The organism is Spirosoma sp. 209, from assembly GCF_002006735.1.
In the GTDB taxonomy this organism is placed as follows: domain Bacteria; phylum Bacteroidota; class Bacteroidia; order Cytophagales; family Spirosomataceae; genus Spirosoma; species Spirosoma sordidisoli.
This window is the reverse complement of the sequence record NZ_MVEC01000016.1, coordinates 60,000-75,941: the sequence shown is the minus strand read 5'-3', so window position 1 is coordinate 75,941 and position 15,942 is coordinate 60,000. Positions and strand designations below refer to the sequence as shown.

Annotated in this window: 13 protein-coding genes; 7 read left to right on the top strand and 6 right to left on the bottom strand. The window is 56.4% G+C overall.

Features of this window, described 5'->3' with window-relative positions:
- Nucleotide 1 precedes the first annotated feature (1 nt).
- The 3 genes from rimM (at nt 2) to B1C80_RS22130 (ending at nt 1,806) form a co-directional block, all read left to right on the top strand.
- Complete coding sequence (gene rimM, locus B1C80_RS22140) at nt 2-586, top strand: ribosome maturation factor RimM (RefSeq protein ID WP_077923401.1); 585 nt, start codon at nt 2-4, stop codon at nt 584-586.
- A complete protein-coding gene (gene trmD, locus B1C80_RS22135) occupies nt 576-1,253 on the top strand; it encodes a tRNA (guanosine(37)-N1)-methyltransferase TrmD (protein WP_077923400.1) in 678 nt (225 codons plus the stop codon). Before rimM ends, trmD begins: the two co-directional genes overlap by 11 nt.
- A gap of 136 nt (nt 1,254-1,389) precedes the next feature.
- Entirely contained in the window at nt 1,390-1,806 is a 417-nt protein-coding gene (locus tag B1C80_RS22130; RefSeq protein ID WP_077923399.1) for a response regulator, read from the top strand.
- Here the strand turns inward: B1C80_RS22130 and B1C80_RS22125 are convergent.
- From B1C80_RS22125 to B1C80_RS22115, 3 genes are all read right to left on the bottom strand, one after another.
- The gene (locus B1C80_RS22125) at nt 1,803-4,016 is read right to left on the bottom strand and encodes a transglycosylase domain-containing protein (protein WP_077923458.1); all 2,214 of its coding nucleotides are present in this window, start codon (nt 4,014-4,016) and stop codon (nt 1,803-1,805) included. The genes B1C80_RS22130 and B1C80_RS22125 overlap by 4 nt on opposite strands.
- A gap of 183 nt (nt 4,017-4,199) precedes the next feature.
- Nucleotides 4,200-4,652 (bottom strand): GNAT family N-acetyltransferase, encoded by a 453-nt coding sequence (locus B1C80_RS22120; RefSeq protein WP_077923398.1) that lies wholly within the window; start codon nt 4,650-4,652, stop codon nt 4,200-4,202.
- Between the two features lie 67 nt (nt 4,653-4,719).
- Nucleotides 4,720-5,757 carry an RluA family pseudouridine synthase gene (locus B1C80_RS22115; RefSeq protein WP_077923397.1) on the bottom strand — a complete coding sequence of 346 codons (1,038 nt, stop codon included), beginning with the start codon at nt 5,755-5,757 and terminating at the stop codon, nt 4,720-4,722.
- Between the two features lie 56 nt (nt 5,758-5,813).
- Between B1C80_RS22115 and B1C80_RS22110 the strand changes: the two genes are divergently transcribed.
- Nucleotides 5,814-6,764 carry a 1-aminocyclopropane-1-carboxylate deaminase/D-cysteine desulfhydrase gene (locus tag B1C80_RS22110; protein WP_077923396.1) on the top strand — a complete coding sequence of 317 codons (951 nt, stop codon included), beginning with the start codon at nt 5,814-5,816 and terminating at the stop codon, nt 6,762-6,764.
- A 25-nt stretch (nt 6,765-6,789) separates the two neighbouring features.
- On the opposite strand, the gene B1C80_RS22105 is transcribed toward B1C80_RS22110, so the two are convergent.
- Nucleotides 6,790-8,877 carry a PAS domain-containing protein gene (locus B1C80_RS22105; RefSeq protein WP_077923395.1) on the bottom strand — a complete coding sequence of 696 codons (2,088 nt, stop codon included), beginning with the start codon at nt 8,875-8,877 and terminating at the stop codon, nt 6,790-6,792.
- Between the two features lie 343 nt (nt 8,878-9,220).
- On the opposite strand from B1C80_RS22105, the gene B1C80_RS22100 reads away from it, so the two are divergent.
- Nucleotides 9,221-10,633, top strand: a complete 1,413-nt coding sequence (locus B1C80_RS22100; protein WP_236648888.1) for a BNR-4 repeat-containing protein — start codon at nt 9,221-9,223, stop codon at nt 10,631-10,633.
- A 462-nt stretch (nt 10,634-11,095) separates the two neighbouring features.
- Here B1C80_RS22100 and B1C80_RS22095 read toward each other — a convergent pair whose 3' ends face one another.
- Nucleotides 11,096-12,052: an L-threonylcarbamoyladenylate synthase gene (locus B1C80_RS22095; protein ID WP_077923393.1), complete on the bottom strand. Its 957-nt coding sequence runs from the start codon at nt 12,050-12,052 to the stop codon at nt 11,096-11,098.
- A gap of 92 nt (nt 12,053-12,144) precedes the next feature.
- Nucleotides 12,145-12,612: a peptidylprolyl isomerase gene (locus B1C80_RS22090; RefSeq protein WP_077923392.1), complete on the bottom strand. Its 468-nt coding sequence runs from the start codon at nt 12,610-12,612 to the stop codon at nt 12,145-12,147.
- A gap of 500 nt (nt 12,613-13,112) precedes the next feature.
- Here B1C80_RS22090 and B1C80_RS28910 point away from each other — a divergent pair, with 500 nt between their 5' ends.
- Both B1C80_RS28910 and B1C80_RS22085 read left to right on the top strand, forming a co-directional pair.
- Nucleotides 13,113-13,238 carry a hypothetical protein gene (locus B1C80_RS28910; RefSeq protein ID WP_255376586.1) on the top strand — a complete coding sequence of 42 codons (126 nt, stop codon included), beginning with the start codon at nt 13,113-13,115 and terminating at the stop codon, nt 13,236-13,238.
- Nucleotides 13,239-13,377: 139 nt separating this feature from the next.
- Nucleotides 13,378-15,786: a gliding motility-associated C-terminal domain-containing protein gene (locus B1C80_RS22085; RefSeq protein ID WP_236648887.1), complete on the top strand. Its 2,409-nt coding sequence runs from the start codon at nt 13,378-13,380 to the stop codon at nt 15,784-15,786.
- Nucleotides 15,787-15,942: the final 156 nt, after the last annotated feature.

The window sequence follows — 15,942 nt, the reverse complement described above, 5'->3', positions numbered from 1 at the left end:
CATGACTAAAGACGATTGTTATCAGTTGGGCCACATCACCAAAACGCACGGCGTCAGTGGTGAGCTGGTCCTGTACCTGGATGTCGACAACCCCGCCGAATACGCTGACCTGGAAACGGTGCTGCTGGAAGTGAAGGGGGAGTTGATTCCATATTTCATCGAATCGATTGCCATCGTGAAGGGCAGCCGCGCTATTGTGGCCTTTGAAGACGTGGACACCATCGAGCAGGCTGAACGGCTGATCAACTGCGGAGCGTATCTGCCGTTAGACGAGCTGGAGCCCATAACCGATGAAACCCGGTTTTATTTCCATGAGATCGTTGGCTATCAGGTGGTCGATGCTGAAGCGGGTGAACTAGGGATTGTACAGGGCGTGTATGCCATGAATGCCCAGGATCTGATCGCTATGGATTATCAGGGTAAAGAGGTCCTGATCCCGATCAACAGCGACATCGTTCGCACCGTAAACCGGGAGGCTCGCAAGTTGAATGTGGTGTTGCCCGCTGGTCTGCTCGATATCTACATGGAAGAAGATAAAGCCGACGCCAAACCCGAGGCTGATGACGACGATACCGATGAGGATTGATATTATTACCTGCCTGCCTCGGCTGCTGGACAGTTTCTTTGCCCACTCGATCCTGCAACGGGCGCAGACGGGCGGGTACGTGGAGGTGGTGGTGCACGATCTGCGGGATTATACCGCCGATAAACACCGGCGCGTCGACGATTATGCGTTTGGTGGGGGCGCGGGCATGGTGATGCAGATCGAGCCCATTGCCCGCTGTATCCGCGCGCTACAGGCCGACCGGACGTATGATGAAGTTATTTATATGACGCCCGACGGCGAACGGCTTAACCAGCAGACGACCAACTCGCTGTCGCTACGCCGGAACCTGATCATTCTCTGCGGCCACTACAAGGGGGTCGACGAGCGGGTGCGTGAGCTGTTCGTAACGAAAGAGATCAGCATTGGCGACTACGTGCTGAGCGGTGGCGAGCTGGCGGCCTGCGTACTCGCCGATGCCATTATCCGGCTGTTGCCCGGCGTGCTCAACGATGAGACCTCGGCCCTGACCGACTCGTTCCAGGATAATCTGCTGGCTCCGCCGGTGTATACGCGTCCGGCCGAGTTTGAAGGGCACCGCGTTCCGGCTATCCTTTTGAGCGGCCACGAAGCCAAAATTGACGAATGGAGGCATGAACAGGCGCTGGAACGTACCCGAGCCCGCCGGCCCGATTTACTCGAATCCTGACCTGATTCATTAAAATTTCGGTCTGTACACGAGGGGCAGCTGATCGGCTCATTGGCTATTCTGTTTAATATTTCTTAAACAGAAGGTATAAATTCTGGTTTTTTATTGATGTAGCAGTAAAAAACTCAGCGATTTCGTGAGCAAAACAGTGCACATTTTACTGATCGAAGATGATCAGGACGACGTGGAGTTATTCCAGTACGCCTTACATTCGAACCGGGTCATCTGTCAGCTGGAGGTGATCATGGATGGCGATCGGGTGGAGTCGCACCTGCAGACGAGCACCAAACGCCCCGACGTCATTGTCATGGATCTGAACCTGCCCCGGATTTCGGGTCGGGACCTTCTGCAGCAGATACGGACCATTGATGGGTTTAGTCAGGTTCCGCTGATCGTCATGACTACCTCATCGGCCGACGACGATCGCAACTTCTGCCTGGCCAAAGGGGCCAACCAGTTTATCATCAAGCCCAGTTCGCTGGATGCCTTTGCCCAGACAGTGGCGGCTATTGTTGAGTTAGCTCTAACCGGGAACCAACCGTCCCCGCGTTAATTAACGCCTTCTTCCAGCGCCCGTTGTTCCCGTTCCCGTCGTTTGCGTTCCCGACGTTCCTGGCGCAGCTGCCGACGTGTTTTTACCGTATCGGCCGGAGCTACCTCACCCGTTGCTGCATCGGGCTGTACCGTTGCGGGGGGCGATTCGTTCCGGCGTTCGTCTTCGCGCCGACCCCGGAAGATACGCCGGAGGAAATCATCGATTCCTTCGCTCTCTTCTACTTCGCCCTCCATCGGATCGGTCATGAGGCTGTCGGGCTGGTAAAGACTGTCTACGGGTGCAATCTGACGGCGCAGTCCTTCGCGCAGCCGGACACCGTAGAAGCCATAAGCGCCTGAATCGGGCTCGGTCAGCCCCCGCTTGGCCATGAGTCGGCCGATGATCCGGAAATACCCACGCACGTTGCGCACCTGAAGCGATCCATCGGGCAGGAACCAGTCCAGCGCCCGTTTGGGGCGGGGGACTACGAACGCCAGAAAGATACTCTCGCCCAGATCCAGTTGGGCCGGTGATTTACCGAAATAGTAACGGGCTGCCTCGCCGATACCATAGATGTTGCGACCCCATTCGATGATGTTCAGATACACCTCATACATGCGGTCTTTCGGAATCAGGCGCTCGTTCTCGATCAGCCACACAATCAGTATTTCCTCGACTTTGCGGGAAAGGGTCTTGTTCCGGCTCAGGAACGCGTTCTTGACCAGCTGCATGGAAACCGTACTGGCACCGCGCTTGAACGACTTTTCTTTGAAGTTGGTCGCGATCGATACCCGAAACGCCTTTTCGTTAAAGCCTTTGTGGGTAAAGAAGTTATAATCTTCTGAAGTGAGGAGCGCGTTTCGCAGGTCGGGGGCGATCTGGTTCAGGGGGGTATAATCCGGATTTTCTGGCCCGACAGTTATGGGGCGCATCGGCTTCCCCTGTTCGTAAGGTGTATAGACAAACGGCTGGTTGATGGCCGCAAAATCGGTTCGGCCCATTTTCAGAATACGGAATCCCTGCGGAGTTAAGCCCGAGTTGAACTTAACGGAGTCGGGGAGGGAGGTATCGAGCTGAAAGGCCAGGTCGTATTTTAGCTTGCCCGTCACCTGCATACCCTCCAGCGACTCGAATAGTCCCTGCGGAAACGAGTTGAACACGGCCTGCGCATCCATCGCATCGGTATGCAGCTGCAGTTCATAAATTTTGCTGGGCGAGAGCGTGTATTTGACAAACGGGCGGGCGCTAACCTGCCCCAGCTGCAGGGTAGAGGAGCTGTCGATGCCCACGTAGTTTTCGCCGACAAATACGTTAGCTTTCATCGATGCGGTCGGTACGAGTACATCCGTACGGGCAATGGCTGGGTGGTTGATGCGCAGGTTCCGGACCGAGCCCGTACCTTCGAGCCGGAACTCGCCCCGTTCACGATCAACGTCGCGGAGTTCAAAGCGAACGGTATCCGTTTGCAGTTTGAGCTCGTATTTCTTCTGAATGTACGGGAGTTCGAGCGGTTTCGGCCGACCTCCGGGGCCTTCGGCAAACAGCGCCAGGTTATACTCGCGGTCGGCGGGGTCGGCGGTTCCAGTGATGTGCCAGGTGGCCAGGTTCCGGTTCAGCAGCAGCGTAGAGTTAACGACCTCATCACGAATCGTAGCCGTCTGGGTCAGCAGGCTAAGGGTGTCGTTATTGTCCATACCCCGAAACTCAACATTCCGTACGCTGAGATTATCGGGAATCTTGGACAGCAGGTTGTCGATGAGGTTCTCGGCAACGTCGGCCAGGTCGGTCCGGCGCGTGGTTTGGGTCTCGGTAGAGTCGCGCTTTTTCTGGCGTAGCAAGAAGTCGATATTGGTAAGCGAGTCCCGTTTGACAACCTGAATCAGGCCGTTATCCATCGTCATAGCCGAGAGCCCGATTTTACCAGCCAGCAGCGGCCAGAAACGAACGCTCAACGCAACCGTGCCGATGCGGGCCAGACTATCCCGCTCTTCAGGGACGACCGAAATGTTGGTAAAGGCGATTGAAGTCAGACCTGTAAAACGGGCTGAGCCTATACGAACGTTGAGATTGTAGTCGCGTTTGGCTTTACGAACTGCCCGGTCGAGGGCGGTTTGCAATAGGCTTTCACGCCGGGAGTAGGCGTAACCAGCCCCAATGCCAGCTACTATAAAAAGACCTAAGAAAACCCAGCCGACAATACGGAGGGCTTTACGTTGACGATACGTCATGCTGAGAAACAAATGCTCGGAAGCGCAAAGATAGGAATTTGGGGGGAAGGGCAAGGGATTTATGGCAGGGGTATGGGGGCAGGCCCGCCCGTACAGCGGCCCAGGATAGCCGTTTTCATGGGCCATCCGGTCAGGGTCTGATCCCCGTCCCTATACGTCCGGCGCTGCGCCCCTGCCCCTTACTCAAAAGTCGAGGTGGCAGTTGGTCCAGCCATCGTCGAAACGTGTACCGAACTGCTGGTAGAAACCAATGGCGGGCTGGTTCCAGTCCAGCACCTGCCACATCATGCCGGTGCAGTTAGTCTCATGGGCCATCTCGATGGTGGCATCAAGCAGCAGTTTACCAACGCCATAGCCCCGAAAGGCTTCAGTCACGATGATGTCTTCCAGGTAAAGCCGCTTGCCTTTCCAGGTCGAATAACGAAAGTAATAGACCGACATGCCCACGATCTTCTGGCTGTCGGAATCTTCGGCAATGAGTAAGCCAAAAAGCGGGTTGGGACCAAAACCGTCTTCAGCCATTTGCTCAACGGTGTTGGTTACCTGGTCGGCTGCTTTTTCGTACACAGCTAGTTCAACGACCAGATCAAAGGCTTGCGGAATGTCGGCCCGCGTGCCGGGGCGAATGGAAATCATGCAGGGAATAATGAATGATGATAGAGATAAAACAAATGGGGGCTAGTGGGCGAACGAAATTAACGGTTCATCGCTCATCATTCACTATTTTATTCCGCCATTTGTCCAAAGCAGCCTGAAAATCATCGGGTAAGTCGGAGTCGAACTGCAGCCAGGCGCGGGTTCGCGGATGAATAAACCCCAGCGATTTAGCATGGAGAGCCTGTCGAGGAAGGAGTTTGAAGGCATTTTCGACGAAGGCTTTGTAGCTGCCGACCGGGTTGCCCCGCAGGATCCGGTCGCCACCGTAGGTAGCGTCGTTGAAAAGCGGATGGCCGATGTGTTTCAGGTGCGCCCGGATCTGGTGCGTACGGCCCGTTTCCAGGTTACACTGCAGCAACGATACGTAGCGAAGGGATTCGAGGGTTTTGTAATGCGTAACGGCCCATTTGCCTTTGGTCTCGTCGCTGTAGATGGCCTGCACTTTCCGGTCTTTCACCGAACGGCCAATGTAGCCAGTAATCGTACCCTCGGCGGGGTCGGGCAGTCCCCAGACCAGCGCATTGTAGGTACGTTCGATGCTGTGTTCAAAAAATTGCCGGGCCAGATGCGTCATGGCATATTCGGTTTTGGCAATCACCATCAGCCCGGAGGTGTCTTTATCGATGCGGTGAACCAGTCCTGGCCGGATGGTGCCGTTGCGGGTAGTCGGCAGGTTCTGGAAGTGGTACACCAGGGCATTGACTAGGGTACCGCTCCAGTTGCCATGAGCGGGGTGTACAACCAGACCCGCCGGCTTGTTCAGCACCAGCAGATCTTCATCTTCGAAAACGATGGTAAGCGGAATGTTCTCGGGCAGGATGTCGGTATCGCGGGGCGGGTGGGGGAGCGATACCGTGATGACATCGAGCGGTTTGATCTTGTAACTGGCCTTGGTAGGCTTGTCATTGACCCGTACCGATTCGGTGTCGATACCGGCCTGAATTTTGGTTCGCGAAGCGTTGGGGAGCCGGTCCATCAGGAACCGGTCAACCCGCAACGGGCTCTGGCCTTTGTCCACCACAATGCGGTGATGCTCGTAGAGTTCGTCCTCGTCTTCTAAAATTTCTTCGCGGTCGTTGGTCACCCGTATCGCTGATTAACGCAGTTTTGAGCCGTTAATCAAGCCACGAAGATACGACGATGAGCGATATTTTGGCGCAACTGGCCGCGTTCGCAGCCGACTCACCCCTGCAACGGCTCGTTGATCCATGGGCCGCTCTCGGTTTAAATGAGCCAGTTAACTCCGTTCAGCTGTACCTCAAACGGGATGACCGGCTCCACCCGCAGGTGTCGGGTAATAAGTGGCGGAAGCTGAAATACAACCTGCTGGCGGCCCGGGCGCAGGGCCACGATACGCTGCTTACGTTTGGCGGAGCCTATTCCAATCATCTCTACGCGACGGCCGCGGCCGGGCTGGCGTTTGGGTTTCAAACCGTCGGTATCGTGCGGGGCGACGAACTGGCCAGCCAGCCGCGCAACCCCACGCTGTCGTTCTGCGAGTCGTGTGGTATGCGGCTACAGTTTGTCAGCCGGGCTGCGTATCGGGATAAGGACAACTCGGTCTGTCAGGCTGAGCTGATCAGTCAGTTTGGCCGCTGTTATATACTGCCCGAGGGTGGTTCCAATGAACTGGCACAACAGGGAGTGGCTGAGATTATGCCGGAAATTCAGGTACAGCTGGGCCGTGCGCCCGACTTTGTGGTCTGTCCAGTAGGTACGGGCAGCACCTGGGCCGGGTTGGTGGCTGCCGCATCGCCCCAAACCCGCGTGCTCGGGATCGGGGTGCTGATGGGGGCGGCTCAGCTGCCGACGGTGCAGGCCGCGGTCAAGGCGCGACCGGCCGGTGTTGCTGATGTGGTACTTGACTATGCGCTCGGGGGCTACGCCAAAACCACCCCGCCATTGCTCGACTTCATCCAGGCATTTGAGCGCAACACGGGGGTGCCGCTCGATCCCGTTTATACGGCAAAAATGCTGTACGGGCTATCTGACCTGGCCAGGCGCGGGTATTTCCCGGACAATGCCGCCGTCGTGGCCATACATACCGGTGGATTGCAGGGTCGCAACGACCGTATTATGAAAGGACGATGACCGGCGCAGGCCAGCTGCCCCGCGTTCAGGCGGGCAGATAGATACAAAACTGCGCTCCCTGGCCGGGTTGGCTGACGGCCTGGATGGCGCCCCCGTGGTTATCTACGACTTTCTGAACAATGGCCAGGCCGATGCCGGTACCGCCGTACTGGCTGCGGCCGTGGAGCCGCTGGAACATCTGAAAAATACGGTCGGCGTATTTCTCATCGAAGCCGATGCCATTGTCGGTAACTGTGATAAGATAGAAGCGACTGGCTGTACTGATGGGGTGTAGTTCTTCGGGGAGGTCGGCCGACGAAACGGTCTCGCAACTGATCCTGATATGCGGGGCCACGCCGGGCTGGCGGAACTTGATTGCATTCGTAATCAGGTTCTGAAACAGCTGACGCAGCTGGGGACCGTCGCCTTCTAGGGTCGGCAGTGGCCCGGCTTCGATAATGGCGCCTGACTCCTGAATGGATAATTCCAGATCGTTGAGTACACCATTGATGACCTGTGGGATGGATACGGACCGAAAGGCGCCGGGCTGGTTCCGGATGCGGGAAAAAGCAAGCAGGTCTTTGATCAGCATCGACATCCGGTCGGCTGCCGACTGCATGCGCTCCAGAAAGTCGACCCCATCGCCCAACTGGCTGGCGTAGTTGGTTTTCAACAGATCGCCGAACGACTGAATCTTGCGGAGTGGCTCCTGCAGGTCGTGAGAGGAGACATAGGCAAACCGTTCCAGATTTTCGTTTGAGCGCTGCAGGTCGAGGTTAGCAATCTGCAAGGCCCGGGTCCGTTGAGCTACCTGCTGTTCCAGATCGGTAGCAAAGGATTTCTGATCGTGTATGTCCGTACAGGTACCAAACCAGCGTAGAATCGGGCCGGGCTGTCCATCGGGGTCCGCGTCGCGCATGGGCAGGGCCCTGGCCAGCAGCCAGCGATACACGCCATCGTGCCGACGCATGCGGTACTCGATTTCGTAGGGATCGCCCGTTTGCAGGCTGTGCTGCCAGATGGCCTGCGTGCGGGCTATATCGTCGGGGTGCAGCACCGTTGACCAGCCTTCGCCCATCGACTGGCCGGGTGTCAGGCCGGTAAAGGCGTACCACTGCCGGTTGTAAAAATCGTGGGTTCCGTCCGGCTGGGTAGCCCAGACCATCTGGGGCATAAAATCCGTTACGAAGGTAAACTGCCGGATACTGTCGACCAGTTCTTCGTTGGTTGCAATCAGTTGCTGCTGAATCGTTACCTCGTGGGTAATATCCTGCAGGGTGCCGTTGAGCCGGTATGGGGTTTGGTCGGGGTTGAAATAGGCTTTTCCCTTGGCCCGAACGATCCGTTCGATCCCGGTCTGGGGGTTGGTAATGGTGTAGACCGCATCATACAGGCCGCCCGACGCATACTGCATGGCTTCCCAGATGGCATCCGTCACCCGCTGGCGATCCCGGTCGATAATGACATCGAGAGCGGTTTGTAATGGAATTTCGGCATATGGGGGTAGACCGAACCATTCTTTCAGCCGGTCGTTGCCCACAAAGCGGTTGGTGATGGGGTTCAGGTCAAAGGTCCCCAGCTCGGCTGCGTCGATAGCGAAACGAAGCTGCTCTTCGCTTTCTTCGGCTTTGCGGAGTACCGTAATTGCCTGGGTCGTTTCGGTGCAAACGACCAGCACGCCCCCTACCTGACCCGATTCGTCCCGGACAGGGCTGTAGCTAAACGTCCAGTACACGTTCTCCAGCCTGCCGTTGCGGAAAATCGGGATGAGCTGATCTTCGCTCCAGGTGGCTTCTCCGCCAGCCAGTACCTGATCAATGAGGGGTTTTATGATGGGCCAGGTTTCGGGCCAGCACTCCTCAGCGCGCTGGCCCAGTGCCGTAGGATGTTTGCCGTCATTGCCCAGGCTGGGCCGGTACGCATCGTTATAGAACTGGATCAGGGATGGCCCCCAGAACAGAAACATGGGAAACCGGGAGGCTAACAGGATACTAACCGTTGTGCGCAGGCTCTGCGGCCACTCGTCGGGAGATCCTATTTCGGTTTTCGACCAATCAAAAGAACGGGTCAACGTACCCATTTCGCCCCCACCGGCCAGAAAGGGGTACGAATCAACAGCATCACTAGTATTCATACATTACGTTGAGCAAATCACGACAGACATGATCTGATACCACCCGAATTATCTTGTTGACGAGAGGAAAAAAAGAGATAGCGCCCCAAATATACGCGCTGTCGGGTTTGTCAGAAATGGCTCACCGCGATGTACTATACTCTTTATCGACAGGATTTGTTTGTAACACGGTATTGTGAGGCAACGGCCTGGGGTGTACGTCCCCTAAAACGCAGCCGGTACTGAGTAAATTGACCAGTCTGTAGACTTAGCAATTTAGATGGTCTGGGGTCGTTTCCGGATGTAATAAGTACTACGTATGCGCTGGTTGGTTGTTTGGGTAATGCTGGGGGTCATAAACAGAATGGATGCCCAGCCAGTCGGTCAGAAAGCTGACGGTTACCGGGGCATCTGGTACTATATCGGGAAAACCGGCAACGCCTATGCGCATAAATACAGTGGCGGGCTGGGCACCTATCCGGCCAATCATTATCCGTTCTCGGTTTATGCGCCGGCCGTACAGAAAACGTTCTTCTGCTACGGCGGGGTTACCGATTCGACTTCGACCGAGTTAGGGCACTTTGTTGGCGTCTACGATCATCGGACCAAACTGGTGTCGAAACCAACGTGGCTGCTCAACAAACAAACCGACGACGCCCACGACAATCCGATCATTCAACTGGATGACAACGGATACATCTGGATTTTTTCGACCTCACACGGTACCGAACGGCCATCCTATATTCACCGGAGCCGGAAACCGTACGACATTGCGGCTTTTGAGCGGATACCCGCCACCCGGCAGAACGAAGTCGGGCAGCGGGTACCGTTTGACAATTTCTCGTACGTACAAAGCTATTACCAGCCGGGGCATGGCTTCCTGAACCTGATGACCCACTACGACCGGGGCGTCCTCCGTTACGGAGCCAGCAAGCCGCGCCGGACGATGAGCTTTATTACCAGTCCCGACGGCATCAGCTGGTCAGCCTGGCAGGACATCGGCCAGATTCAGGAGGGGCATTACCAGACCAGTGGTCAGCGTGGCGGTACCATTGGTACATCGTTCAATTTTCATCCGGATACCGAAAAGGGAAGCGGGCTCGATTACCGGACCAACCTGTACTACGTTGAAACCACCGACTTCGGCAAAAGCTGGCATACAGCCGGGCAGGAACCCGTATCGCTGCCCCTCACCGAGCCCAAAAACAAGGCGCTGGTCAACGATTACCAGCAGGCGGGCCTGAACGTGTACATCAGTGATCTCAACTTCGACGCCGATGGTCATCCGGTTATCCTGTACATAACCAGCAAAGGACCCGAACCCGGTCCTGGGCAGGGCCCACACCAATGGCACGTTGCCCACTGGACTGGCGCCGACTGGGTGATTCATGACGTAGCGCAGTCGGACCACAATTACGATATGGGTTCGTTGTACATAAACGGGAACAACTGGCAGATTATAGGCCCTGTTGAGCCGGGGCCGCAGTCGTATGGTACGGGCGGGAGTCTGGTCCGGCTCGAAAGCCGCGACGCGGGAAAAACCTGGCGCCCAAGTCGTCAGTTAACGCCCGGCAGTACCCGTAACCATGCGTATCCGCGTCGGCCGGTTGCGTATCAGCCGGGCTTCGTGGCGTTCTGGGCAGATGGCAATGCCCGCCAGCAATCCGCTTCCTATCTGTATTTCTGCGATGAAACGGGGCAGGTATACCAGTTGCCTCCTACGATGAAAACCGACCAGGAAAAGCCAGTTCCTGTTTTCGGCAGACCCAATAAGTAGGCCCCGAAGAGGTTGGCTACAGCGTTTATTCGTCAGGTTTCGGCTTCGACCAGGGCTGTTTGCCTAGAATAAACTTGACGGAATCGGCACGGAGAATGTAGCCAATGCCTGTTTTGAACGGCATATCCTTTATTATCGATAATCAGGCTGTCTGTGCGTATGGCCCAGGTAAAGGGCGTATCTCTGGAGAGCATACCCATCTGAATCTGACTGGTTCCCTAGCTGCCCGTATAGTCAGGTTGTTCAGCGAACACACCGAGTAAGTAATACCATCATCAGCGGGGACTAACGGCAGACAACTGGACAATCGACACCGCTGTTGGTACGACAAAAAATGGCCCATATGGTGGTAAAATTCCGAGCCCGCAAGCGGGCTACGGTCCACCGCGACAGCTATTGGTACGTTAATCGAACAGGCAGCCAGGATTTACATATTGTTTAAAACGCCGAAGGGAGGCAGGTTTATTCCCGAACGCTGGCCCGTCGTAACCGGTCGTTCATGGCGAAGCCCAGCCCCTGGTTCGGCAGTGGTTCCGCGTACAGCATATCGACGGGTAAGCTGTCGAGGGCGCGGAGGTGGGCAAACAGGTTTTTGGCCGCTTCGTTCAGGTTACCGCCGGGCGATAAGACCCGCTGCCGGTCTGCCGGTATACCCCCAAAAGGTTCTCGAAAAACCAGTGCACCCACCCGGTCGGCAGGGGGCGGAGACTGGCCGGGCGGCAGTAAGATAAGTGGTTTGCGGGGCGCGTAGTGGCTGCTGAGCATGCCCGGAGCGGCCGGGTTGGAGGTCGAGTGGGTACGGACTGATACGGGACCGATGATGGCTTCGATCTGATCCAGAGCCAGACCACCGAGCCGGTAAACGGTAGGCCCCTGTTCATCGAATCCGACGATGGTCGACTCAAGCCCAACCTGGGCGGGGCCACCGTCGAGAATATACGGAATCTGCTCGCCCAGCTGATCGGCAACGTGATGGGCGGTTGTGGGGCTGATGTAGCCGAACGGATTGGCACTCGGAGCCGCCAGCGGAAACGGGAGCGCGCGTAAAAGGGCCAGCGTGAGCGGATGATGGGGAATGCGGACGGCTACCGATGGCAGGCCCGACGTAACCAGATCGGGAATGACAGACCGGCGCGGCAGGAGTAACGTCAGCGGACCGGGCCAGAATGCCTGGGCCAGTTGCCGGGCGGGGGCGGGAATGGTACTGACAAACTGAGAAACTTTCTCGAGCGAATCAGTATGGACGATGAGGGGGTCGAACGCCGGTCGGTTTTTAACCCGGAAAATGGTCAGCACCGCATCGGCGTCCAGGGCGTTGCCCGCCAGACCATACACGGTTTCGGTCGGAATGCCCACTACCTGTCCCGCCTGAAGAAAAGCCGCTGCCCGACCAATGTCTGTACCAATTTCTGCCGTCATAATCGACAAAGATACAAGAAGAGCGGCTCCTGATGGTAACAGCTGGCCCGCTGACCTGTACGGTTGACTGGAGGTCAGCGGGCTGGGGGAGATTAGTGAACGCCACCGGGGCCATGAACGTGGCCGTGGGCCAGCTCGTCGGGGGTAGCGTTGCGAACCTCAACGACTTCAACATCGAAGTGCAGGTTCTGATCGGCGAGGGGGTGGTTCGCATCGACCGTAACCGTTTCCGGACCAACGCTGGTGATCGTAATGACCTGGCCATCGTTGGCTTCAAACTGCATTCCGACTTCCACTTCCTGGCCACCAAAAGCCCGGCGTGGTACTTCTTCAATAAGCTGCGGGTCGCGCAGACCGTACCCTTTTTCGGGGGGCACATCCAGGCTGAGTTTATCGCCCTTCACGCGGCCTTCCAGCCCTTCTTCCATACCCGGTATCAGGTTGTTTTCGCCGTGTAGATAATACAGGGGGGCCCGGCCTTCGCTCGAATCGAGTACATTCCCGGCATCGTCGCGCAGGGTATAATGGATGGCCGCTACCTTGTGTTTTGTAATGTTCATGACTGTCTTCTGTATGCGCTGGTTGGTCTTGTATTCACAACTACTGAACGAATAAATTGGCTTTTTTTGCCTTCTTTTTTTTGGCAGATCTGCTGGGCGGTGTTGCCCCGCAGGCAGGAAATTGCCTGCCAGATCGGGCCAGATCGTTCAGCTTAGCGGTGTAAATGAACGCAATTCTCCTTTAAATTAACCCATTATCATAGAAAAAGACAGCGTCTGGCCGGGTCGAAAAGTCGATTGGTTGATCATCCGGACCGTTCAGACCGGCTGTATGACCTGCCCGGCCGACCGATCAGTGAACCGGCTTTTTGCCGAACAGACAAGCCGCCAGACACCGGGCCGACCTGATCGGATTCGGGCTCGGCAACGACCTGCAGAGGCTGGTTGGGACCGACGCAAAGAATAACCCGACTCCGCTGACTAGAACAACACTATGGTTCGTTTAGAAAGCGTTTGGCATCTGCTTTGTTGACCAGCCACGGAACAGTATCTTTGTCTATATGAATGAAAAATTCAGAATGTGGCTCAAACGGGTCGGCTGGGCAGGGTTTCTGTTTTTCCTGATCAAAGGATTACTCTGGCTGATCATTCCGTATCTGATTGCGAAAGGTATTTTGTCGAAATAACAGGCCGTTCTGCCGACGTTGACCACTAATGCCGAACTGATTCCCAAGCCTTTGTTGAGTACTTGGTATACAGCATCAGTCGGTCGGGTTCGACTTCTGGTAGAGAGGTGGCTTAACAAGCTCTTTTGTCCGGTTGCTTATGCGACAACTTTCCGTGTGGAGTGCCCTTCGTTTGCCGATGGGTTTTTTATGGCTGATTTCATTTTTTCTGCTGCCCAAAGCGGCTGAAGCATCCCACATCATTGGGGGCGACGTCAGTATGCAGCAGCAGGGGGGAGAGCCCGGGCTGTTTCGGCTACAGCTCAATCAGTACTGGGATGAGAAGCAGACCGGCAAGGATACGCGCGATGCGTCGGTCCGCCTGCTGATCTATCGGAAAAACAATCCGGTATTTGTCGAAGCCATTACGCTTAAGCTTCAGGAAACGCTGCCGCTCGAATTTGCCAATTCTGCCTGCGCGGAATTTCGGGAACTCGAGTTTACCGAAGCGCGCTATTACGACGTCGTTCAGTTTGACCCCCAGAAGTATACCGACCCCGGCGGGTATTACATTGTCTGGGAGCGCTGCTGCCGCAACGACGACCTGACTAACACCAATTCGGCCATTGCTGCCGGTGTAGGAATGGTATTTTACCTCGAGTTTCCACCCATGGTTCGCGGAGGGCGCCCGTTTGTTAACTCATCACCGGACTTCAAATTACCCAACGGGGATTACATCTGCCTGAATAAACCGTTTACGTACGACGTCAGCGCGACCGATGCGGATGGCGATCTGCTGCTGTACACCATAGTACAGCCTTTTAACGGGTACACCACCCGTTCGGTACCGTTTAGTGTGTCCGATGCCCCCCGGGCCAGCTACCCACCTATCACCTGGAATCGGGGGTATAGTCTGGCCAACGTCATACCGGGTAATCCTCCGCTGAATATCAACACCACGACCGGGATCGTTAACGTGCGGGCCAATCGGGAAGGGCTTTTTCTGTTCACCGTGCAGTGCGAAGAGTATCGGAACGGGCAACGCATTGGCGTGGTCCGGCGCGATATACAGCTGCCCGTTGTCGACTGTTCTAAAAATACACCCACGCCCGCCATCATTTCGGTCAACAATAGGCCCGTGAGCGGAGACCTGGTCTGGTGTGGCAGTCAGCCCCTGGTGTTCAGGGTCGACAAAAATGAAAACTACCGCTACCAGTGGCAACGCGATGGGGTGAATATTACGGGTGCCAACGCCGATACCCTCGACGTCAAAATCGTTGGGAAATATACGGTGGTGACCAGTCAGGCAAAGATCTGCGCTAACGATACCGTGTCAAAACAGGTGACTGTCTCGTTCGTTACGCCCCCAACCGTAAAGCTACGGCTGGAGGGAACGAAACCGTTTTGCTCAGGCGATACGATTGTGCTCCAGGCGGAGGGACAGCCCGGCTATCAGTACCAATGGCGTCGGAACGGGACCGTGCTGGCGGCTCAGGAAACGGCCTCTCTACGGGTAACCCAGTCGGGGCGTTACGAAGTGCTGGCCCGACCGGGTGCGGCCGTTTGTGAAGGGCTTGATTCGCTTAGCCTGACGTTTTTCCCCCGTCCCGAAGCGCGCATCAGCGCGACCCGGTCTGATATATGCCCCGGCGATTCAGTGCTGCTGACCGCCACGAATCAACCCGGTAGTCGGTTCGACTGGCGACGGGATGGTACCCCGTTTGGCGATACAATCAACCGCGTGCAAACCCGACTGGGTGGCACGTTTCGGGTGAAAGTAACCAACCCGAGTGGGTGCTCGGCCGAATCGGCCCTGCTGACCATCCGGCAGAACGAACAGCCCACGGCCCTGCTGGACTCGATCCCCCCTCTGTGCGGCTCGCCCGAATCGGTCGTTACCCTGAATGGGCAGCCGGTCGGAGGGGTGTACAGCGGCCCGGGGGTGAATGGCAACCGGTTCGATCCAACCCAGGCAGGCACCGGGCGTCACCCGATTACGTACCGGGTCACCTCCGCCCAGGGCTGCCGGGCCGAGCAGACTCGTATAGCCGTCGTGTCGCCTGGCCCGAGAGTAACGGGCCCTCCCTCGTACATACTGTTCAAAGGAAACAGCGTACAGATAAAAACCCAGGCTACCGAAGAAATCGGGCAGTATATATGGAGCCCGCCCGTGTCGCTCAGCCGTCCCGACGTGCCCAATCCAATAGCGAGTCCACTCGTGACAACACCGTACCAGCTCACTGCGATCAGTACCGTAGGCTGTCCCACCAGTTTTTCCATTGTGGTCGAAGTCGTGGAGCCCATGTATATTCCGTCAGCCTTCTCGCCCAACGGCGACGGCCTGAACGATGTGTGGGTAATTCCGAACGCCGGTCAGTTTCCCAACTGCGACGTTGCGGTCTATAACCGCTGGGGCGAGGTAATTTTTCAGTCGAAAGGATACACCATACCCTGGGATGGCACGTCCCGGCAGGAGCGGGTCAGCCCAGGGGTCTATACGTATCGGATCAACACCGGCGAGGGCCCTTATTCGACCACCTATCGGGGGCAACTGACGGTCATCTACTGACAATCGGCTGTCCCACTCGCTCATTTTTTGACTTTCAGGCAATTTTTAGTGATCGGTATACCGTTTACTCAACAATCGGGAGCCTTTTCCTGAACTGTACTGCCATTCGGTACGATTTTCAGAACCATCGGGGCCGGTTCAGGGTAAACGCTCTTT